We start from the raw sequence: 21,544 nt of genomic DNA, 5'->3' as shown, positions 1-21,544 counted from the left end.
TCAGCCCAGTAATAATGCAACCCAACCAAGGAGGTACTATGGAGACAACGGCGAAGAAAAAACGAATCACACACCAGCAAACGGCTAGAAACATCATCGACCTTTGGGTTGCCAGAACACTTTCTTCGCCGGGTGTTTGGGAGCAATGTATTTGCCCATTTTCTGAGCGATTTGAAAAACCTTTGACCCTAGATCAACTGGACATCAATAGCCCCGACATACAAAAGCGAAAAACGCTCCATCCTACCATCAAGAAGATTTCTCAAAGTGGTGATGTCTCGTCGCTATTGAAAAAAGACCGTGCCTATATCGCCTTTAGTACGCTTTCTGAAAGTATCGGCCTAAATGAAAACGAGGTACGCACGCTCACTCTTATCTATCACAACGATACCAATATGGTTGTGGAAGATATTGTCGAAATTTCACAAAGGTTTATTCCGGAAAAGCAATATATTCCTTTTTTTCTCGATATTAGCAAGGAAGAATTTAGGCACTGCCTCCGGCGCAACGGCTTGCTTCGCAAGGCGAAGCTCATAAAAGTTTTCTCACACATGACCAAAAGAAACATCGTCAAATCGGCCAGTCTGGACGAGCAACTCATGGAAGTCATGGCGTCACCTTGTGATGAGGACATTTCCTTAAGCGACCTTTTTTATCAAATTTCCTGCCAATCAACACTGGAGGAATCCGATTATTCACACGCAAAGAAGGACTATGGTATCGCCAAAGCCATCATCAATGATGCTCTGTCACAACAGAAAAAGGGGGTAAACATTCTTGTTTATGGCCCCCCTGGCACGGGAAAAACTCAACTCGCTCACCTCGTGAGCAAATCACTGGGAGCGAAATTGGCTGTCATTCCCCAGCTGGACAATGATGGGAGTGCCATCTCTCCACATCGTAGATTAGGCCGCTTTCATGCTTGCCAGATGGCCTTGTCGAACAAGGAAGAAAGCATCGTTCTATTTGATGAAGTAGAAGACGTCATCATTCCTTCACCTTTTCATTCTGACAACATCCCGAAAGGCGCCCTTGTTCATACGCTGGAAGATAACGGTACACCTTCGATATGGATCACCAACAAGAACCAGGGGATTGATCCGGCGATTCAACGTCGTTTTGCGCACATTATCCATCTAGACACACCGGGCAAGTCACAGCGCAGCAAGATTATTGATGACAGTCTGCAGGGAACCCCGGTTTCAAACCGATTCCGTGAATTGCTGGCTGAGATCGACGATCTCCCTCCTTCCATCATCGCCACCCTGCCTTATCTGGCTAAGGTATCCTTGAAGTCCGGCTTTGATGCAGAAGAGACGCTAGCACATGCGCTGAATACCCGGCTCGAGAATCTTGGCAGCCGGAACCGGCTTGATATGACCGACAAGCCAACACTTTCTTGGCAGCCTGAATGCCTGCAGGTAAGCATGGATGTCAACGCCATCATGGATGAATTAAGTCCATACGCGGACGCCCGCTTTTGTCTCTCTGGTCCGCCTGGCACAGGTAAAACGAGCTGGGCACGACAAATTGCCATAAAACTGGAAAGGCCCTTGATCTCGATCCAGGCCAGTAGTCTGCTGTCACCTTATGTCGGAGAAACTGAAGGAAACATTGCCAAGGTATTCAAGCAAGCAGAAAGGGACAATGCGGTGCTGCTGGTGGATGAAATAGACAGCTTCCTGAGCAACCGGGAGCATGCCAGACAGAACTGGGAAATCAGCCATGTCAACCAATTCCTGACATCACTGGAGCGCCACCGAGGTATTTTTCTTGCGACGACCAACTTAAAATCAAGAATGGATCCCGCCTCAGCACGGCGTTTTGATTTTCACATTCATTTTGACTACCTCAATCATAACGGCATCATCCTGCTGCTCGAAGAACTGGCCAAAATTCATAGCATCGCCCTTCCAGACCATGAGCAACTGAAAGCGTCCCTACAATGTCTCAATCAGCTCACCCCTGGTGATTTTTCAGTTATCGATCGAAGCATCAGGGTCCGTCAGAAGCCGCCAAAATCTGAGGATGTGATTTTGCGCCTCAAAGAAATCAATGATGCAAAATCTGAAACTAGGCAACCCATTGGTTTTATTCATTGACGAACTACATGACAGTAATCCATAAATAGGACACAAAATTTTTTACTTTGAGGGGCATATGCTGTCCCTTTTCTCCATCCACACCCAAACCTTGTTAAATAGCTTATGCCCAAGCTTAGCGCCAAAGAGACTCTTCACCGCCATCATGATGAAGAGCAGTTTCTGCTCCGCGAACTGGATAACGCGCCGGATATGACTCTTGGCATGTCGGACATTCGTGTTCGATTGCTGTCACTGCAGTCCATAGCAGAAATCAAGCCGGAAGCGCAGAAGAAGCGTGTTCAACGACTGATTGCACGGCTTGAAGATGCGGGCCTGATTGTCCGTTTAGGTCGACTCCAGCAAGAAATAATCGAAGGTGCCGGCGAGCGGACCTACTACATTCGTCGAATTCATGATCGGACATCCTTTATGCAGATGGCCTCTCTTCTAGATATTCAGGGAGAGAGTCAGGCAGCCATGGCTGCCACGCTTCTGCTCGCCTCCAACACATTGAAACAGCAACTACCCAGCCAGTATTATGAGAAATTACAGCCTATACTGAATTATGCTGAGGAGGTTCTTAAGAAACTCCAGACCAAGAGCCAATCATCAGGGTTCCAAAGCTGGGATGCAGCAGCCTTGGTCGGCGCCCTGCATGTTACCCAGAAAGGCATTCAATTACGGCCAGGCCCAAAAACACTTGATGCCCTGAATGGTGCTGAAAGCATCATGGATCAGCTTCAAGCTGCTATCGCCCAACACAAAAGCATTCACTTCAGTTATCTCGGAAAACGCAGGAAACAGCGTAAACATTATGAAGCTGGCCCTTTGGGCATCGTTTTCCGTTCGCCAAAGGTTTATCTTGTTGGCGCTGTGATACACCCTGAGGATAGCCCCCAATCTGTTCGGGCATGGTCACTGGATAGAATATCAAACCTGACCATCACAAGCGGCCGCTTCTCCCGGCCAGATGACTTTGTTCTGGCGGACTATGTGGAACAGGAATCGAATCTCGAATCCTTGTGGGATCCCACCAGGCCCGACCCTGTAAGCATTTCCTTTCGAGTACTTCCCAGCCCTATTCCAGGGCACGGTGAGGGTTTAATAACAGACGAGTTTCTGGATCTAACCCTCGAGGGGCAACAGCAGCAGCCCAGGCAGCATAAGGATAAAAGCCTGACCGTCCAGCTTCGCCGAAAGGATACAATCGAATTCAGGCGCTGGCTCAAAGGCTATGGTGATGCGATCACGAATGTCAGGGGGCTCCCGAGATGGGAGGGCTAGCATAGACGGCGTCATGCAGGTACAGGTCGCGTTACGGGAATCTCACTCTGCTTCGGGAACGCGATACTTTTCATCGTTTAAGGGCCTGAATGCTCAATTTTGTCCCTTTTTTTATAATGCAGCGCACAGCCAAAATGGATTTCGCCATCTGCCCAGAACTCATATCAAGCCCCATCCCCCCAAAGCAGAGGGACACTTTTCTCGCTGAGCAGCCAGCACAGTCAGGAGCAGGAGAAACCTAATCTCTACGAGGGACATTATCTGTCCCAGCAAGGATGTTTAATAGGCCTTCCACAACAAACGGAGAGCCTATGCAGAAGATTCTTGATATTTATGAAACAGTAAAGGTTGATCCCAAAAAAACCTATATCCGTAGTTATCCGGCTTTGCTTGAACATTTCCAAGAATCACACCAAAAACTTAAACCGGCCACGCTAACAGTATTGATGCACACCGTTTATGCTTGGATGCCAACAATATTAAACATTCATGCTGATGATGAACAATTGAGTGAAGCCTGCCATATTCTCTATCAGGCTAGGTACCGAATACTGGATATAAAAGAGCTCGAGAAACTGGCCAGCTGCACCAATAATTCCATGGTTGGGGCGTCAAAATTGCTTCATTTCTTTAACCCGGAATTGTTTCCCATCTGGGATTCAAAAGTGTACCGTTTTATCCACAAGGGAACTCCAAAAGAGTCCCCTCATGCATATCGAGTCAATAATTGCCGACTCTACCTTGAGTACCAGGTACATGTTCTGGAAACCAGCATGGATTGCCGCGTGCCGGGGCTGGTACGCCATATTTCCACTTTATGTGGGTATCCGGTTTCACCGGTAAGAGCCATTGAGATGGTCATGTTCCTGCTCTCCGAGGATGAGCTTGATGAGCCTCTGTCAGCCGCATAGACTTTTGCATATTGAATACTCGCTTTTTTCGCCTTTACGATTATCAACAGACCCCTGCCATCAAATTCAGGCCACAACTCACTCTTGAGTGTTCATTTTTTCGCCTGATTTCCGCGTTTTGGCGGCAATCAGGCGCACTGCCCCTAGGGCAGCAGCACTCGTTTCACCCTCAACAGATTGTGCAATCCCGCCAGGAGATAGAGCCGGTTGGTATTCTTCGCCAGACCCCGGTAGCGAACCTTACTGTAGCTGAACATGCCTTTTATCACTCGGAAGGGGTATTCCACTCTCGCGCGCACGCTGGCTTTGATGGTTGCACAGTCTTTACCTCCTTCGACATCGAGGAACATTTTCCTGGGCGCTCAGCGATAAAAGACTTCACCTTACGGTTCTTTTACTCTTCGCGTTTCTCGATACCCCAATAGCCCGCGTGTTCCCAGACTCGTTTCTCTTAGCCGTGCAGAAGCTGCATCTGATACAGCCAGGTCATGCTCATTGGCAAAATGATGAGGAGCATGCCCCCTGAGCCTTCTACGGGAGAAACTGATCCAAATTCATAAGAAACACTTCCCACCGAGTCTTGCGCTTCTTGTTTTCATATTCGGCTTCGGCAAAGGCCATCTAGATCATGGCCTTTCCGCCATTTGGCTGATATAAAGTCCTGATTATGGAAAATTCAGAAAGTTTTCAGTGGCTCCCTAGATTTTAACCGACGTAAGTTTAACTCGCGGAGACTAGCGGGGTGAGAGTGGCTATTATAAGTCAACCAAAGAACAACAGAAACAATTCTTAAATAACATTATTCATCACGCACTTTTCTTTAGAAACAAGGAAATATAATTCAATGAAAATAGAAAGCATCCAAGATGCCAGAAGCAAGTACTCATACCCACCGGCCCATGTCTTAAACAACGGCGAATCACTCCAATTCGACACCCTGAAATTTGTCCGCCCCGGCCATACCGAAACAATGACAAGCTCAATGAAGCTGGATGAGTATCATCGAAAACTTCTTGACAGCAAAAGTCATGAAGATATTCGACTTGGAATAGCTTCTGTTCAGTATTGGGGGAGAGCGTTTGTAAAAGGCCGCTCAAACCATAATCAAGCCGCAACAAGAGTAGGCTGGCTATTCCACGGAAATAGAAGATCCAGTAAAACCTTCTTTAATGAAGTCTCGGTTAATGCGGTGAAATCAGCCATCAATCATGCGAATTCCGGAAATTATGATGATGCATATTGGTCTATAAGAGAAGTGCCACATTTTGGAGTATCTTTCGGCAGCAAACTCCTTGCCTTTTGCAACCCTGAAAATATTGGGATATATGACTCTCACATATCAAGATATGTTAGTGAAAAAAGCGAATTCATAAGGTCAACTTTTAAAATTCATGACTCACTGGAGGACTTCACACTTAAGTATCCTACCCGATTTTCAAAACAGGACGCGCCAAGATTTGGTAATTACTGTGAAATGCTCTCGCTTATAGCCAAAAAAATGAATCAAGAGGGGCTGAAGTGGAGAGACTGGGATAATTCAGAAAGAAACTGGAGAGCCGTCGATGCCGAGCGAGCTCTTTTTGTTCTAGCACAAAGTTAGGTTTCGCCTTAAGGGAGGGGTAAAAAATTCTGTGTAACCGCCCAAGCCCATTTGCTACTGGTAATCGGCAAGCCGGACACCGAACTCAATCATAAATCGGTTCAGGGCGGGCTTCCAATTTCTGATTGGCATCGTCCACTTTTTTGATGCCGCTTGCATGGCCAGATAGACGACCTTCATGGCCGAGTCACCTGTCGGAAAGTTTTTCCTTTGCTTGGTTGCCTTGCGTGGCACGCTATTCGGCGACTCTATCGCATTGGTGGTATAGATCACTTTGCGGATGGCCTTAGGGTAGTCAAACAGAGTGATCTCGTTTGGCCAGCGGGTATGCCAGGACTTGCTGATTTACAGGTGTTTCTCGTCCCAGAGCATGAAAGCGCTTCAATCTCGTCCGATGCAACTGCCTCTGTGTGTGGCCAACTAATACCGAAAATGATTTAGGTTTTCTGCCGCCACAGCGCAAACGAGCCCACCTTCCATTGCTTTACCTCTCATTTATTATTAGCCCCGCTTTTACCAAACGCGGGCTTTAACTCATGCGAAATAGCATCCTCGATAATTTGAATTACCTCTGGTCTCTCTTCATAGGTCTTGATCGTGATTCTTACCTTTCCGGTGAACCAATGAGAAAGATGTAGGGCGTAGGTTCCTTTGGGGCCATCGCCAAGATGCTGCTTAATCCGCTTCTTGATCCCTGTTACTGAAGAACCTACATAAAGAACCGGGGAAGGCTGATTCAGTTTTGGACAAGCCCGATCCGACATTTTCTTGTACGCCGACATGGCCTGAAATGTGGCCTCACAATCCCCGCCATCCTCCTCGATAATGTAAATCGCTCTTTCTATACTTTTCAGCTGATCCAGATCTTCAAGCACAAATTCCCGAACAGGTTGCACATCTCTCGCTCTCTCCACATTTTCGATCATAGAATCATAGTAACTCACAGACACCTCCTAAACGCCTTCACCACCACCCGCTCAAACGCTCGCTTTTTGGAGACCCTTTTCTTCCTGATACATATTGAGCGGCCATGCAGAACATCATAGAGTTACTGAGCGACACTTTTCGTCCCACGAAGGAAGCGTTTGATGGACACCAAGAAGCCACCGCCGACCAAAGAAATTGAAACCTTCTTTCGCAGACTCGAGATTCTACGCTTTTTGCAGAGCAAGCGAGCCCCGCAGCCTGAACAAGCAATACGACACCATCTTGACCGTCAGGGGTGTTTTAGGATCAAGAACCCGGACGATAGTCGCGAGGAACCGGCCAAAAAGAAAGCCGTACAACGAGACCTCACAGCCCTGTGGGAATGCAGTCGCTACAATCAGGACATCGACAAGATCCTTGAACCGGCACAGGACACCTTCATCATAAGGGAGGGAACCCAGCATAGTGGATACACCTACAAGATCGGCCCGGACTCTATGGGCTCACTGCCAGGCCCACCCACTACCGCCCAAGCCCTTGCCTTGACCATCACGCACAAGTTCTTAGGTGATTTCATCCATTCTGATCATTTCGAGGAAATCCACCCGCAATTATTACTGGCCCGGCAGACCCTTGAGAAAAAGGTGAATCCACTGGAAAATTGGGCCGCAGTCCCCAAAAGGCTTGCCATTCTTCAACGTGGCCACCCGCTTTTCCCCTCTTCTGGCCAAAATGAGGAATGGCTTGACGTCATTTACAAAGCGATCGCCGAAAACCGCTGTATTGAAGGGAGGTACCAGGGGCTGAAAGGGGAGCATACCGTGCAACTTTCGCCGCTTGGTGTTGTATTCCGCCTGCCCAAGGAATACCTGATTGGCATCAAGCGAGGAGATGACAAGCAGCTCAAGCGACAGTTTCTTATCCAGCGCTTTGTTACTCTGGAAGTGTCCCGGCACAAGTCCGAAGCCCCTAAAGACTTCAACCTAGCATCCTGGCTGAATGATGGCGGCATGGATGTGGCGGTATTTGGCAACAACGAGACGAAACCGCCCCGATTTGATGTTCGATTACGCATCTTTGCGCCCGGGTCAGGAACTGCCGACAACATGATTCGAGACATGGAAGAATCCCGATTGGCTGAGAATCAGATCGGACCCACCCTCCAGGACGACGGCACTTGGCTCGTCACCTTGCCAGACCGGGTCATCACCCATCAGCTTATTGAGTGGGTGTTAGGCAGAGGCCCCAGGGTACAAGTGCTATCCCCGCCCGATCTTGAAAACAGGGTGATTGAGCACCTTAATCAGTCTTTATCTCTTTACTCAAGTCAGTAATTAGTTGACCACTACAGGTGTCAGTTGTTTAACGCTGAATTACAGGAACCGAAATTACCCCATCATCTGGATTGGATCGCGCGCCTCCATCTCCAAAGTTTCGCCTGTCCAAACAGCTTCCGATGAAGCCAACCGCCAGCTATCCCCCTGGTTCCAGCGCTTCCGGACAATCTCTTCTATAACGTCGGCCACGAACACTTTATCACCCGGATTTAGTTCTGGTGGGATCATGTAGGCTGCCAGAGGTGATGGATGGCGCTCATCATCATGTCTGATCATGATTGCAGAAACACCACTCCCGGATCCGCTCAAAGATCCTCTCATTCTTCTAAAGTCACTCTGATAATGAACTTCGTTATCTGTTGAGCAATAGCTTACAAGCAGCTTCTTTCCGACTTCTCCCTTGTAATCTGCGGCAACAAATAGCGGCCGATAACCACGCTGAACTCCATCTTCAATCGCTGCCAGTGAGCGTGCAGTCTGAATAATTCGCAAACCCTTCTGAGTTATACCATGATAACCGCACTCCGAGTCACTCTCTTCACTAGTAGCTTTATTGATGGTCAGCTCAGGGTGCGAATCACTGAGATGCAGACAGATTTCCGGATTCAGCTGTACCATTGCGGATATCTGGGACTCGCTAAATTTGTTGGCGTTGACAACACACTTCTGGCACGAGCCACAGTATTTCTTCAGGTAGTCCGCAGGCTTGCCACGCATTCGCTCTTTCCACTCAATCCATGCAGGCTGGTCGTTTTCTTCCGGCTCCTGATCAGACTGCGCGAGCATGAAAAACCGAATATCTTCCTCACCTTTAAGTGCCAGCTGATCGTCTATCTTCAGGGACTCATCCCACTTGCCAGGCATTGGCATGAGCTCGTCCCACTTTTTTTCGAGCGGACAGCTTATGACCTTGATCAGGTCACCATCATTGGTTTCAAGTCGTTTTGTTGATGGGTCATACTGCATGTTCAACTCCATGATCCAATCGCGCCACCTGCGAAGTTCTTACCGCGATTTCTTCGCTTAGCGTACCACCCATGTGTAGTTATCTGTGGTAAGCGGCCCACCATCCCATCTGTAGGCAACTAGCTTGCCCTTGTTCGCACTGACAACGCTGTAATCTAGGCAGGCGATATTTTCCGCCAATGGTTCCGGTGTGCCGGTCAGCCAGTAGTGCCCCACAAATACCGGTTTGTGATTGTCATAGCCTGGCAGGATATCGCCGGGCACCGGCTGGTGAGGGATTCGTTCGATCACCTCCGGCGGCACCATGGCTAGGTCTCGGTAGGTGTGTGAGTGCTGCAACCACCAGCGGGTGCGGATATCCTTGCGGGGGTGTCCATCCTTGTCGTGAAAACCATTGCCTTCCGGTAACGGAATCTCGAGTCCTTTCAACAAGGTTTCAACGGCGCGGTAAACCCGATGACCTTTCCTGCTGGCCGGATACCATGCCTCTTCCTTGAGACAGTTATTCCCGTCCAGCCACGGTTTCAGTTCTTCAATGTATTTAGGGTGCCAGCAGGCATGTACCGCGCGCAGGTCTGGCAGGTCCAGGTAGACGGGCAGTGTCATGAACCAGGCAATAATGTCGTCATGTAGCTCCGATCCTTCACCTACCTGCTCCAGAAATTCACGGTGTTGGTGGCGGTTCTTGGCATTGTGCGCACGAAGTGCCTCACCATCCTTGTCAGGATTGGGGCTTGCCCAGGCCACCGCGTTGAATTCGTGGTTTCCCATGATGGCGAGAGCATGCCCTGCCTGCTGCATGGCTCGCACAATGCTTACCACTTCTACCTGCTGAGGGCCGCGATCGATGTAATCGCCGAGAAACAGAGCCTTGCGATCTGGATGCTGCCAGGCACCTTCTATTTCGCTGTAGCCCAGCCTGCGCAGTAACTGCTTCAGTGGCTCAGCAAAACCATGAATGTCACCAATGATGTCATACATCTCATCCCCTTCTTTCACGGTCTTCTTGCATCAGCGGAGCGAGCAACTGCTGCTATTGGAAACGGGCCCCTCTCGCTCGCCGATGACGTCTCCATTGACGTCCAACAGAATGGCCTTGTCGATGCTATTGAAGAACCAGTATTGCTGAATCTTCCCCCACATCGGCAACTCGCCCCCCGTGTCGGCCATATGCTCGCGGATGCGCTGACGAACTTCGTCTATTTGCAGGTGCATTGGCAAACTCAGGAATGCTGATTGAAAATAAAGATGCCTAAATTGCTCCATGGCCGCCATCGCGAATATTGGCTGGTTTTTTCTAGTGAAGCCGGTATCAACCCAGAGATAGGGTTTGAAAGCGGCGATCCGATCCTTATGCGCTTTGATAGTGATGTTGATCACTGTGTCGACCGTCTGCGCGTCCACCTCCATCACAGAGCAGAATGAACGAAAGAACTCCTCATCGCTATGGCGCGAGTCATGAACCCCGTCAAGCAGCCCCCAGTCCGGGTCATTCAAGACTCGATCCAGGCGAGAGAGATGGCTCGGATCGGGGTGGGAATAGCCCATCTTTTTCAGGATTTCCGCACGCTTGCGTTTCGGTGCACTGTGCAACAATCGACCTTTCAGTTTTGCTACCATGTCTCTTTCTCTCCATTGACTCTTCATGCTTTCGTCATTCTTTCCTGTAGCGCCATCCTGGCAGGGGCTATGTCACTCCCCTCAATCAGCGCCTCACCGAAATAATCAACCAGAACATTCATCAGCGCAGCCTGCAGCGGCATCCCTTCGCACAATAGAGAATCAAGCGATCTGGCCACGCCATCGTATTCATCCGTGCAGACATTCTCTCTACAACAAGTCCCCATGGGATCGGTGTCATAAAGCACTCGGGAATAGGCCTTCCAGCCATTCTGTTTTCTCATGACATTCCCCTTCAGTTAGCCCTCTGGAAATTAAAGGTGCCGTCCAGCTCGTCAGCTGATAAGGGAACCGAGCTGTCAGTCGTCTTGCCACTCGGCAATACAGCTTTCTGCGACGATCAGCGAGTGCTGCAATGGTGAAATAGGGCGGGCGTTCATTACCGATCCATTTCAACAGGTATCGCCAGGGCTGCCGCAACACCGTCACCGGAAATCGTGAACCTCCAATATCCGCAGTCACTGCTGGTACGTGCCCCCAATCGAAGGGATCTGGTTCTGGCTGGAAAGTGGGGGAGGCTCCGCCCGTGATGGCCGGCGTCACCTCGTTAGTGGCGCTGATCTGAAATTCGTAAACCAGATTGTCCACGGTGTAAGTCTGTCGCATGATTTCCTCCTGAAATCTGCAGGCATTGCCAGAACAGGCAGTGCTAGCGGTAGCCTCCTTGCTACTGATCACTTTCTCCTTGTGACACACCAAGGATATGTATTTAATATAATCGTGTCGATACTGATTACATGAACACGTCGCCTTTTAACGCATATCGCTTTTTGGATCACTTATGGCTCGCACTGCAGGAAAAAACGCCGCCGACTGGCCGCTGCGCTGGGATCTGTTATTACGCTACAGACTGATCGAGGTGATCGCCCTCTGGGAAGGGAGACTGACGACCAACCACCTTCAGCGGGCATTCGGTATTGGCAGGCAGCAGGCTAGCAAGGACATTAACCACTATCTTGCTGAACATGCGCCTGGCAACCTGGTTTACGACCGCTCCCTGAAAGGCTACAAACCCGCCAGCACCTTCAAGCCCGTATTCACACGGGGCTTGGCGGATGAATACCTGCAGATGATGCATTCCCGGGAGGATCTCAGTTGTGCCTTTGAGGCCCTGGATGTGCGCGAGCTCAATACCGAAGTGCTGCTTCCTCCTTCTCGTGACCTACGCCCCAGTGTGCTGCGCCCGATTCTCCAGGCCTGCCGCGATAATCTACGCGTGGAAATCCAGTACACTTCCTTGAGCAACCCGGAGCCGGAATCCCGCATCATTCAACCTCACACCGTGGCACACAATGGCATGCGCTGGCATGCCCGGGCCTGGTGCGAGAAGAGTAGCGACTACCGGGATTTCGTATTAAGCCGGATTCAGGATGAACCCGAATTCACCGAACAAAGCGAACAAAGCGAACACCACACTGAGCAGGATGATCATGCGTGGCAAGAACGACTCATTCTGCATGTCACCCCGGATCCTCGCCTCTCTGTGGCTCAACAGGACGTGGTTGCGCGGGATTACGACATGACCGATGGAGCGCTGACTATTGAGTGTCGGGCTGCCATGGCCAATTACATTGTGCAACTGCTTAGACTAGATGGGTCGCGACACCGAGACCCGGAGGCCCAGCAGGTGGTACTGGCCAACGAGGATGAGGTTAAAGGTTGGCTGTGGGGGGCCGGCTAACCGCCAGCCCGCATGCCCTCCTCTTCTAAACGCTGATCCCGCTTGGCAATCTGCTCGATCACCCACTCCTCCACTTCATCCAGCACCCAGCCCGATGAGCGCCCTCCCAGGCTCACGGGTTTCGGGAATGAGCCCTCTTGGGCGTACTTGTAGATGGATGATCGGCCCAGACCTGTAGTTTCCATGACTTCTTTCAATCGAATGATTCTCATGAGATATCTCCTTCTGCTCATGAGATGAGCCATGGCTGTAAAAAACGGCCAGATGCCCTCTGGCGCTAACCAGCCCGACTATAGCGAATATTTCGGCCTCCTCTGCCGAACCTTTTGCTCTGCGCCTTCGCTAGGTAGCTCAGCCGATTAAACAGCCCAGCTTCAGTCGCTTCGAATCCCGCGCTACTACGCCTCAGCCGGTACACCCCTCCTGTAGGGAAATGCACCAAGCCAGCCGCTTCTCTCATGGTCATTCCCAATGCCCTGGCCCAAGCCATAACAATCTTTTTAGCCAGGCTATCTGCCCGCTCAGCCCGTGGATCTCCCAGCACATCCGGATCGAAGCCCCTCCCTGTGGGAAACTCGCCTAGCCCACGATAGATCTCACCATTCAGGAACAAGCAGGCATGATAATGAACCTGCTGACCTCCTACCTTCTCCTCGACGCCTATGTAACCCAATTTACAATCAGGCACCCATCGACCCTCGCGTTTACGTCGCTCCAGCTCCGCATCCACCTGTTCTTTTAGAGACCGAATGAAGGAACCAAACCAATCCCCAGATTGTACATACCCATTTTCAGGAAGATTGAGATCTACCCTCACTGCCATAGTGCTTGCCTGACTATGGATAGCTCGATGCATGGTCTGGTGGATACGCTCCAGGTATGGAATGAATAATGGCCCTCTCTGTAGTTGAACCTCATATCCGTTCCAGGGGCCTGAGTGGTGGTAAGTCAGGTGGGTATTGTCTGGGTGACGACGTCTCATTGCTAACTCCTTGAATGTAATGAATCCATAGGAATTAGCTGGTGTGTATTTCTTAACCAGAGATGACTATGTAGGTCTTATCTATCAATTACTTACTGGTCTTTTGATCATACTTGTATGTGATATGAATCAGAGGGTAGAGAACCCTCTTAAACCCCTTCTATCAATACTATTACCGGGACAGAAAAGCAGCCCAAGCCACAACAGTCCTGAGACCCTGTTTCAAATCCACTCCCAAGTTAGGCCACATTCTGGCGGTCAAAGAACTTAGCCGCCGCACCGAACATCACAAATCCACTCCCCCGCAGCCCGCCCCTGCATCCTCCCCAGGTCCATCTCCTCTGACCACATGGGGAAATCTCTATCGGCCATCGATCAATCGCTCCAGCACTGACAAGCCCTATTGAATTGACAACTCCCCTAAAAACACCACCGTAAAACTTCATAACTTATTGTTTTTGATGAAAATTCAATATTTAAAAACTTACAAATAACTATTTAACACTTCATAAATACTTTGTTTATACTACATAAATAGCTCTTAAATACCCCATGTATACTATAAGAAGGCCCTCCTCCATGCCCCCAAACAAAGGAAAGCCACTCGATCAGCTTCAATCCAGCTCTCGCTCCAAGCAGTGGCTGCATGAATTCATTGCCCAAACCCCTGAGCTCCGCTCAACGCTCCATCGCGCACCAGACGGAATTCACTTTAAGTTAGCCGGACTTAGCGACTCAGATGCCGAGAAGATATTGGAGGAACAGAACCGCAGATTGCTACCTGAATCCCAAGTTGCATGGATAAGAAATGGCTCACAAAGACAGCTAATCTGGGCCCAACTAGAACTTGAAAGGGAAATAAGAGGGTTTCACCCCTTCCGCACCGTTCCGCCTGAGGAGCGATCTGATGCGTTGCTACTAATGCTAGATATCTGGCCCGAATCGCTCACGACGAAGAAGGATTTAATCTTTCAAATCAAGGAGAGTTGGGCCAATCATCGACTTAAGGATAAACAGCTTTCCTGGCTTGACCCCAAGAATCAGAAACAACTGGACTGGGCAATGGACTACTTGGAGCAGCACCGCATGGCACTGCCAAGATCGGTGGCAAAACCTGCAACACCAAAGGAAGAATACGACTATGTAGTGGCAGCTTTGGACAAAACCACACTGCTCCCCCCCTCCGACCACAAGCTATTTCTTACCGCAATGCGAAAGGCTTGGAGCCAGTACAAGTACAGGCATTCAGGCAAAGCCAAAAAACCGCTTTATCTGTTCATTGAAGAAGAAGCAAAGGAGAAGCTGGATCAAATCGCGAAACAGCAAAAACGATCAAGGCATGACATTGTTGAAGACTGGATTCTGCAAGCCTTCGAGAAAGGCGATTCCTAGCCAGCCCCAAACAAGCCACCAGACAGAGATGGCGACCAAATGACAGAAATCATGGCCCTGCAAGCACAATCCGATTCAGCAACGCCCCCTCCAAAAGACCCCGTGTATTTGCTCATTAAACCAAACCAAGGGCTTAATGGTGGTGGGCAGACTGGTGGGCTAACAGGCATTTTTGAACGGCTTCTTTTCGATAAGCCATTGAGCTTGTTAGGTTCTATGCCGACGCTCAATAAGCAGATTCAGAATATCGAGTAACGCTTCTTTTTAGTGCCTCACCAGCAAAAAAAGCCGGCAGTGCGCCGGCTTTTTCAATGCTACTGACCCGCCCCGTTAAAGAGCACCGCAAAGAATAGGGAAAACTAAAACACCCCGACAGATCAATTCTGATCCGTCAGAGCGCCCTCACTGGCGGAACCGACCAGCCGTGCATATTTCGCCAACACCCCACGGGTATAACGTGGCGCCGGTTGCTGCCAATTAGCACGACGGCGCGCCAGCTCCGCATCAGAGAGATCCACAACCAGCGTGTTCTCTTGCGCATCAATGGTGATCAGGTCACCGTCTTCCAGTAGCGCCAACGGACCACCATCAAACGCTTCCGGGGTGACGTGGCCCACCACGAAACCATGACTGCCGCCAGAAAAACGCCCATCGGTGATCAGCGCCACCTCATTGCCCAGGCCGCGTCCCATGATCGCCGATGTCGGCGTCAGCATTTCACGCATACCCGGCCCGCCACGGGGTCCTTCATAGCGAATCACTACCACGTCACCGGACACCACGGTGGCATCGTTAATCCTGGCCTGAGCTTCTTCTTCCGAGCCGAACACCCGGGCGGGGCCAGAAAAATGGGTGCCTTCCTTGCCGGTAATCTTGGCCACTGCACCGTCCGGGGCCAAGTTGCCGTAGAGAATCCGCAGGTGGCTTTCCGCTTTCAGCGGCGCGGATAACGGCGCGATAATTTCCTGGTCCAATGGGTACGGCGTTACATCAGCCAGATTCTCCGCAAGAGTGCGACCGGTGACGGTCAGGCAATCGCCGTGCAGCAAGCCCGCGTCCAGCAGAATCTTCATCAGCGGCTGAATGCCGCCAATGGCCACCAGTTCGCTCATCATGTAATGGCCGCTCGGGCGCAGGTCCGCCAGCACCGGCACCCGTTTACCAATCTCGGTAAAGTCATCCAGCGACAGTGCCACATCGATGGTGCGGGCCATGGCGATCAAATGCAGCACCGCATTGGTGGAGCCGCCTAAAGCGATCACCACGGTGATGGCATTTTCAAACGCGGCACGGGTCATAATGTCGGACGGTTTGATATCCTGTTCCAGCAGGGCTAACACGGCCGCACCGGCGCGCTCGCAGTCGGCACTTTTTTCTTCAGAAACAGCATTCTGCGCGGAACTGCCCGGCAGGCTCATGCCCAGCGCTTCAATGGCCGACGCCATGGTATTGGCGGTGTACATGCCGCCGCAGGCGCCGGGGCCGGGAATCGCGGTTTCTTCGATCTGCTTGAGTTCAATCTTGTCCATGTCACCGCGCGAATGGGCGCCCATGGCTTCGAACACAGAAACAATATCGGTATGGCCCTTGCCGGGCATGATGGTGCCGCCGTAAACGAACACGCTGGGGCGATTCAGCCGCGCCATGCCCATCAGGCAGCCCGGCATATTCTTGTCGCAGCCGCCCAGCGTCACCAAACCATCAAAGCCTTCACAGGCGGCCACTGTTTCGATGGAGTCGGCGATGACCTCGCGGGAGACCAGCGAATATTTCATGCCTTCGGTGCCGTTGGCGATGCCGTCGGAAATGGTGATGGTATTGAAGATCACCCCTTTGCCGCCGGCGCCGTCCGCGCCCTCGCAGGCCCGCTCGGCCAGCTCGCCGATATGACTGTTGCAGGGGGTTACCTGGCTCCAGGTGGAGGCAATGCCCACCTGAGGTTTGCGGAAGTCCTCATCGGTAAACCCCACCGCCCGCAACATGGCCCGACTGGCCGATTTACCGGGGCCGTCAACGACCTTCGCTGAATGGCGGCGACGCGGATCGCCCTTTGAGTCACTCATAGTTTCTCCTGATTTCGATTAGCGCTTCACCGCCAGCACGGCAAAGGTGTCGCCAATGTCCACCCGTGCCGGGTGACGACGACCAATCAACATGCCTGCAAACGGCGCCCGATAATCCACCGGGGGCTGGCCGGTACGGTCGAGGCTATGCACGCGGGCAAGCACCTCGCCCTGCTGCACCCAGTCGCCCAGCGCCACCGCAAATTCCAGTAAGCCGCGATGCTCGCTGACACGGTAGTAGTCTGCGCTGGGGATCTCCAGCGCCTGCGAGGACACCGGCAACGGGTCGCCGGGCAGAATGCCGGCAAAGCGTAACACGTTGTCCACGCCCTGCTCTGCCAGCGCCACGGTATCCGGGGTAGTTGTGCCGCCGCCGCGCAGCTCCGTGCTGATAAACACCCGGCCCTGGGCTTCTACCACACTGTCGAACAGGGCCGCCTCCTCCAGCTCCGCCATAAACAGAGTGTAAGGCGCCCCAAACGCCTCCGCCCCCGCCAGGCACCGGGCGCCGAAGGCTTCATCTGCCAGGCGATGGGTGGCCGCAAAAGGCAACAGGTCCAGTGTTCGCCCACCGGAGTGCATATCCAGCACCACGTCGGCCAGCGGCACCAGATAACGGGTGAAGTAATCGGCAATTTTCTCGGTGAGAGTGCCGGCAGGGTCGCCCGGAAAGGCGCGGTTCAGGTTGCCGCCATCCAACGGGGAGGTACGCGTGCCGTTTTGCACCGCTGGGTGATTCATCATCGGCACAATGATTACCCGCCCGGTAATGTCCGCCGCCTGCAGGCGATTGGCCAGCTTGAGCAAGGCGGTGATGCCCTCGTATTCATCGCCATGGTTGCCCCCGGTAAGCAGCGCCCTGGGGCCATCACCATTGCGAATCACGGTGACGGGAATCATCACATTCCCCCAGGCGGAGTGATCGTGGGAGTAAGGCAGTTTAAGAAAACCGTGCTGCACGCCGTCCTGATGAAAATCCACCGTGGCGCTAATGGCGCTATCGTGCATAGTGAGTCCGTTATCTTCAGGTCAGGGTGGATATGACGCACCCATGTCTTTACGCCTATAATGCGCGCTTTACCGGGATCGCGAACAGGACATTCTCTTTATGGCCGACAAAGGCACGCTGTACATCATTTCCGCCCCGTCCGGCGCCGGCAAGACCAGCCTGGTGGCCGCCCTGGTCGACAAGCTTGCCCGGGTCCGCATTTCCATCTCGCACACCACCCGCGCCATACGCCCCGGTGAAGAAGACGGGGTGAACTACCATTTTACCGACCGTGACAGCTTCGTCCGCCAGGTGGAACAGGGCCGTTTTCTTGAGCATGCGGAAGTGTTCGGCAATCTCTACGGCACCAGTGCCGACTGGGTAGCCCAGACCCTGCGCGGCGGCGATGATGTAATTCTGGAGATCGACTGGCAGGGCGCCACCCAGATTCGCAAGCAACTGCCTGATGCGGTGAGCATCTTCATCCTGCCGCCCTCGCTGGAGACACTGGCCGACCGCCTTCGTGGCCGGGAAACCGACGACGAAAGCGTGATCCAGCAACGCCTGGACGGCGCCCAGGACGAGATGAGCCACTACGGCGAATTCGACTACCTGGTGGTCAACGATGATTTCCAGCGCGCTCTGTATGAGCTGGAAGCCATCGTCGAAGCCCGCCGGCTGGTCACCACCCGGCAGTCCGCCCGCCAGGCCGCCACCCTGCAAAACCTGCTCGCCCAGCGGTAAGCGCCCTCCTCTCTGTAGGAGCGGCCATTCGACCGCGACAGGCACTTGGCAAGACTGTTCGCGGTGGACTCACCGCTCCCACAGAACCCGAACCGCCCGCCGGCACTGGACTTGCCCTGCCCTTCGCCCGTAAAATCGCCCCCTTGCGAATTATCAGGCGGTGCCCGCTCATGTCGAACCGGCCCCGTCAGCTTGTCAGGAGAGCAGCATGGCACGAGTTACCGTAGAAGATTGCCTGGAAAAACTGGATAACCGCTTTGAGCTGGTGCTGGTTGCCGGCAAGCGCGCCCATCAATTGCAGAGCGGCGGTAAAGAGCCACGCGTAGCCTGGGAAAACGACAAACCCACCGTCGTTGCCCTGCGTGAGATCGCCGAAGGGCATGTGACTGCAGAATCCGTGGACAACCCGATCGCGGACCGCAGCGCTGACGTGGACGAGCTGGCGCTGCTGACCCAGTCTTTCGGCGAGTAATTGCCGGTTTCCGTCTCTCAGACACGAGACGACGGCAACAAGACAAGCAAGCGGAGAGGCCAATCGGCCTCTCCGTTTTGCGTTCTGGCGCCTCCGCCCTACCTTTTTAAACGTATTTTCTTTCTCTCACTTTCTTTTTCTCCCCCCGCATAGCTTTCCCCGAGCCGAACAATCGTCTGTGGCTATCCGCCTTGTCATAGACAAAGCCTGCCCTCAAATCTAAGCTAAGAGTCATCTTCGAACCTGATACTCGCCAAGGGCGTGACGAGGCCTTTTGCCCACCATCCATAATTTGGAAAAACGGTTACGCAGTTACTTGGACGACGATCAGATCGCCCAAGTCGTACACGCTTACCATTTTGCCGAGAAAGCCCACGAGGGGCAGTACCGCCGCACCGGGGATCCCTACATCACCCACCCGCTGGCGGTAGCCAATATCCTCACCGACATGCACATGGACCATGCCTCACTGATGGCCGCCATGCTGCACGATGTGATCGAAGACACCGGTATCAGCAAGGAACAGCTGGCTGGCGAGTTCAGCGAGGAAGTGGCCGAGCTGGTGGACGGGGTTTCCAAGATTGCCCAGATCAAGTTCGAGTCCAAGGCCGAACAGCAGGCAGAAAACCTGCGCAAGATGATGCTGGCCATGACTCGGGATATCCGCGTCATCCTCATCAAGCTCGCCGACCGCCTGCACAACATGCGCACCCTGCATGTGATGCGCGCCGAAAAGCGCCGCCGCATTGCCACCGAAACCTTGGAACTGTACGCCCCCATTGCCTTCCGGCTAGGCATGTACAACATGCGAGTGGAATACGAGGACCTGGCCTTCCACGCCATCTACCCCATGCGCGCCAAGTTGATTGGCCAGGCAGTGAAAAAGGCCCGCGGCAACCGCAAGGAAATCCTCACCACCATCAAGACCAGCCTGGAACACTGCCTGGAAGAAGAAGGCATCGAAGCCCGGGTTCTGGGTCGCGAAAAGCACTTGTACAGCATTTACACCAAGATGAAGGAACAGCACAAACCCTTCTCCGACATCATGGATGTGTTCGGTTTTCGCATCATCGTGGACCGGGTCGACACCTGCTACCGCGTGCTCGGCGCCACCCATAACTATTTCACCCCGATTCCCGGCCGCTTCAAGGACTACATCGCCATTCCCAAAGCCAATGGCTACCAGTCCCTGCATACCACGCTGAAGGCCCGCTCCGGCATTCCCCTGGAAATGCAGATTCGCACCGAAGAAATGGAGGCCATGGCCAACAACGGCATCGCCGCCCACTGGCTGTACAAGTCCGATGACGAGCCCGGCTCGCCCACCCACAGCCGCACCCAGAGCTGGATGCAGCGGCTGCTGGAGCTGCAGCAGAAAGCCGGCAACTCCATGGAGTTCATCGAGAACGTGAAGGTGGACCTGTTCCCGGACGAAGCCTATGTGTTCACCCCCAAGGGCGACATCAAGGAACTGCCCGGCGGCGCCACCGCGGTGGACTTCGCCTACGCGGTGCACACCAAGGTGGGCAACAAGTGCGTGGCGGCGCGCATCGACGGCAAGCTTGCCGCCCTGTCCACGCCGCTGGAATCCGGGCAGACGGTGAAAATCATCACCGCCCCCAACGCCACCCCGAACCCGGCCTGGCTCAACTTTGTGGTCACCGGCAAGGCGCGCACCAACATTCGCCATTTCCTCAAGCACCAGCGCCGCGAAGACGCGGTAGAGCTGGGCGAACGGCTACTGGAAAAAGCCCTGCATCCTTACGAAATAGGCATGGATGATCTGCCCATTGAACGGGTGGTCAGCGAGCTGGCCGGCAACGGCTATGTGGAGCTGGACGAGTTACTCGAAGATATCGGCATGGGCAACCGCCTGGCCCCACTGGTAGCCCGCAAACTGGCCGGCGCCCGCGATGACGACGAACGTCAGCACGAAGATGACCGCCGACCACTGGCGATCCGCGGCAGTGAAGGCCTGATGGTCAGCTACGCCAAGTGCTGCTGGCCGCTGCCCGGCGACACTATCATCGGCCACCTCAGTGCCGGTCGCGGCATCGTGGTACACCGCGACACCTGCAAGAACCTGCTGGCAGAAATGCGCAACGCTCCGGAAAAGTGCATCGCGCTCAGCTGGGACAAACAGGTGGAACAGGAATTCACCGCCGCCCTGCGCATTGAGCTAATCAACAAACGCGGCGTGCTCGCCACCCTGGCCAACAGCGTGTCGGAACTCGGCTCCAACATCGACACCATCGACATGGCCGAAAAAGATCCCACCCTCACCATCCTCAACGTGACCATGACGGTGAAAGACCGCATCCACCTGGCGCGCATCATCAAGAAGCTGCGCACCCTGGACAGCATCGTCCGCATTCACCGGCTTTGATGAACGCAGCACGCCTCACGCAACGTGCTTGACGCTAAGGCAATCCT

21 protein-coding genes and 2 pseudogenes are annotated in these 21,544 nt (G+C 52.9%); 11 read left to right on the top strand and 12 right to left on the bottom strand.

The features are described from left to right. Positions 1–38: 38 nt before the first annotated feature. The 3 genes from ABNH18_RS10335 (at position 39) to ABNH18_RS10325 (ending at position 4,279) form a co-directional block, all read left to right on the top strand. On the top strand, positions 39–2,102 hold the full coding sequence (locus tag ABNH18_RS10335) for an AAA family ATPase (protein ID WP_349382731.1): 2,064 nt from the start codon (positions 39–41) through the stop codon (positions 2,100–2,102). A 105-nt stretch (positions 2,103–2,207) separates the two neighbouring features. Continuing rightward, positions 2,208–3,368 (top strand): WYL domain-containing protein, encoded by a 1,161-nt coding sequence (locus ABNH18_RS10330; RefSeq protein ID WP_349382730.1) that lies wholly within the window; start codon positions 2,208–2,210, stop codon positions 3,366–3,368. Positions 3,369–3,679: 311 nt separating this feature from the next. Further along, a complete protein-coding gene (locus ABNH18_RS10325) occupies positions 3,680–4,279 on the top strand; it encodes a hypothetical protein (RefSeq protein WP_051428741.1) in 600 nt (199 codons plus the stop codon). A gap of 143 nt (positions 4,280–4,422) precedes the next feature. Here ABNH18_RS10325 and ABNH18_RS16925 read toward each other — a convergent pair. Then, positions 4,423–4,587 (bottom strand): annotated as a pseudogene (locus ABNH18_RS16925) (transposase); the annotation flags it as partial. A 536-nt stretch (positions 4,588–5,123) separates the two neighbouring features. Between ABNH18_RS16925 and ABNH18_RS10320 the strand changes: the two are divergent. Next, complete coding sequence (locus ABNH18_RS10320; RefSeq protein WP_035460488.1) at positions 5,124–5,879, top strand: hypothetical protein; 756 nt, start codon at positions 5,124–5,126, stop codon at positions 5,877–5,879. A gap of 54 nt (positions 5,880–5,933) precedes the next feature. Here the strand turns inward: ABNH18_RS10320 and ABNH18_RS10315 are convergent. Together ABNH18_RS10315 and ABNH18_RS10310 are read right to left on the bottom strand one after the other, a co-directional pair. After that, positions 5,934–6,224: pseudogene (locus ABNH18_RS10315) on the bottom strand (transposase); the annotation flags it as partial. A 146-nt stretch (positions 6,225–6,370) separates the two neighbouring features. After that, positions 6,371–6,823 carry a GIY-YIG nuclease family protein gene (locus ABNH18_RS10310; RefSeq protein ID WP_349382729.1) on the bottom strand — a complete coding sequence of 151 codons (453 nt, stop codon included), beginning with the start codon at positions 6,821–6,823 and terminating at the stop codon, positions 6,371–6,373. 144 nt (positions 6,824–6,967) lie between these two features. Here ABNH18_RS10310 and ABNH18_RS10305 point away from each other — a divergent pair, with 144 nt between their 5' ends. Beyond that, complete coding sequence (locus ABNH18_RS10305) at positions 6,968–8,140, top strand: helix-turn-helix transcriptional regulator (RefSeq protein WP_349382728.1); 1,173 nt, start codon at positions 6,968–6,970, stop codon at positions 8,138–8,140. A gap of 54 nt (positions 8,141–8,194) precedes the next feature. On the opposite strand, the gene ABNH18_RS10300 is transcribed toward ABNH18_RS10305, so the two are convergent. From ABNH18_RS10300 to ABNH18_RS10280, 5 genes are read right to left on the bottom strand one after another with little or no spacing between them, the layout of a single operon-like run. Next, a complete protein-coding gene (locus tag ABNH18_RS10300) occupies positions 8,195–9,109 on the bottom strand; it encodes a hypothetical protein (RefSeq protein WP_349382727.1) in 915 nt (304 codons plus the stop codon). A gap of 57 nt (positions 9,110–9,166) precedes the next feature. Further along, the gene (locus tag ABNH18_RS10295; protein WP_035460478.1) at positions 9,167–10,090 is read right to left on the bottom strand and encodes a metallophosphoesterase; all 924 of its coding nucleotides are present in this window, start codon (positions 10,088–10,090) and stop codon (positions 9,167–9,169) included. A gap of 30 nt (positions 10,091–10,120) precedes the next feature. After that, positions 10,121–10,729 carry a hypothetical protein gene (locus ABNH18_RS10290; protein WP_155849255.1) on the bottom strand — a complete coding sequence of 203 codons (609 nt, stop codon included), beginning with the start codon at positions 10,727–10,729 and terminating at the stop codon, positions 10,121–10,123. A 23-nt stretch (positions 10,730–10,752) separates the two neighbouring features. Further along, positions 10,753–11,013, bottom strand: a complete 261-nt coding sequence (locus tag ABNH18_RS10285; RefSeq protein ID WP_051428740.1) for a hypothetical protein — start codon at positions 11,011–11,013, stop codon at positions 10,753–10,755. Further along, a complete protein-coding gene (locus ABNH18_RS10280) occupies positions 10,967–11,395 on the bottom strand; it encodes a hypothetical protein (protein WP_155849254.1) in 429 nt (142 codons plus the stop codon). Before ABNH18_RS10280 ends, ABNH18_RS10285 begins: the two co-directional genes overlap by 47 nt. Before the next feature lie 175 nt (positions 11,396–11,570). Here ABNH18_RS10280 and ABNH18_RS10275 point away from each other — a divergent pair, with 175 nt between their 5' ends. Further along, positions 11,571–12,470: a helix-turn-helix transcriptional regulator gene (locus tag ABNH18_RS10275; protein ID WP_349382726.1), complete on the top strand. Its 900-nt coding sequence runs from the start codon at positions 11,571–11,573 to the stop codon at positions 12,468–12,470. Here the strand turns inward: ABNH18_RS10275 and ABNH18_RS10270 are convergent. Together ABNH18_RS10270 and ABNH18_RS16920 are read right to left on the bottom strand one after the other, a co-directional pair. After that, positions 12,467–12,682 carry a helix-turn-helix transcriptional regulator gene (locus tag ABNH18_RS10270; RefSeq protein ID WP_035460473.1) on the bottom strand — a complete coding sequence of 72 codons (216 nt, stop codon included), beginning with the start codon at positions 12,680–12,682 and terminating at the stop codon, positions 12,467–12,469. The genes ABNH18_RS10275 and ABNH18_RS10270 overlap by 4 nt on opposite strands. A 65-nt stretch (positions 12,683–12,747) precedes the next feature. Then, a complete protein-coding gene (locus tag ABNH18_RS16920) occupies positions 12,748–13,452 on the bottom strand; it encodes an inovirus Gp2 family protein (protein ID WP_063521151.1) in 705 nt (234 codons plus the stop codon). Between the two features lie 579 nt (positions 13,453–14,031). Between ABNH18_RS16920 and ABNH18_RS10265 the strand changes: the two genes are divergently transcribed. Both ABNH18_RS10265 and ABNH18_RS10260 read left to right on the top strand, forming a co-directional pair. Further along, entirely contained in the window at positions 14,032–14,844 is an 813-nt protein-coding gene (locus ABNH18_RS10265; protein ID WP_349382725.1) for a ribbon-helix-helix protein, CopG family, read from the top strand. Positions 14,845–14,883: 39 nt separating this feature from the next. Next, positions 14,884–15,099 (top strand): hypothetical protein, encoded by a 216-nt coding sequence (locus ABNH18_RS10260; protein ID WP_349382724.1) that lies wholly within the window; start codon positions 14,884–14,886, stop codon positions 15,097–15,099. Between the two features lie 122 nt (positions 15,100–15,221). Here ABNH18_RS10260 and ilvD read toward each other — a convergent pair whose 3' ends face one another. Both ilvD and doeB read right to left on the bottom strand, forming a co-directional pair. Next, positions 15,222–16,907, bottom strand: a complete 1,686-nt coding sequence (gene ilvD / locus ABNH18_RS10255; protein ID WP_349382723.1) for a dihydroxy-acid dehydratase — start codon at positions 16,905–16,907, stop codon at positions 15,222–15,224. A gap of 18 nt (positions 16,908–16,925) precedes the next feature. Further along, positions 16,926–17,915, bottom strand: a complete 990-nt coding sequence (doeB, locus tag ABNH18_RS10250; RefSeq protein WP_349382722.1) for a N(2)-acetyl-L-2,4-diaminobutanoate deacetylase DoeB — start codon at positions 17,913–17,915, stop codon at positions 16,926–16,928. Positions 17,916–18,015: 100 nt separating this feature from the next. Here doeB and gmk point away from each other — a divergent pair, with 100 nt between their 5' ends. The 3 genes from gmk to ABNH18_RS10235 all read left to right on the top strand — a co-directional run bounded on the left by gmk (position 18,016) and on the right by ABNH18_RS10235 (position 21,497). Continuing rightward, complete coding sequence (gene gmk / locus ABNH18_RS10245) at positions 18,016–18,639, top strand: guanylate kinase (RefSeq protein WP_349382721.1); 624 nt, start codon at positions 18,016–18,018, stop codon at positions 18,637–18,639. A 208-nt stretch (positions 18,640–18,847) separates the two neighbouring features. Then, entirely contained in the window at positions 18,848–19,111 is a 264-nt protein-coding gene (gene rpoZ, locus ABNH18_RS10240; RefSeq protein ID WP_007149241.1) for a DNA-directed RNA polymerase subunit omega, read from the top strand. Positions 19,112–19,385: 274 nt separating this feature from the next. Beyond that, on the top strand, positions 19,386–21,497 hold the full coding sequence (locus ABNH18_RS10235) for a RelA/SpoT family protein (protein WP_349382720.1): 2,112 nt from the start codon (positions 19,386–19,388) through the stop codon (positions 21,495–21,497). Positions 21,498–21,544: the final 47 nt, after the last annotated feature.

Source organism: Alcanivorax sp. (assembly GCF_040118815.1).
GTDB lineage: Bacteria > Pseudomonadota > Gammaproteobacteria > Pseudomonadales > Alcanivoracaceae > Alcanivorax.
Note: the sequence above shows the minus strand (reverse complement) of the source record. Positions and strands in the feature narration are given on the sequence as shown.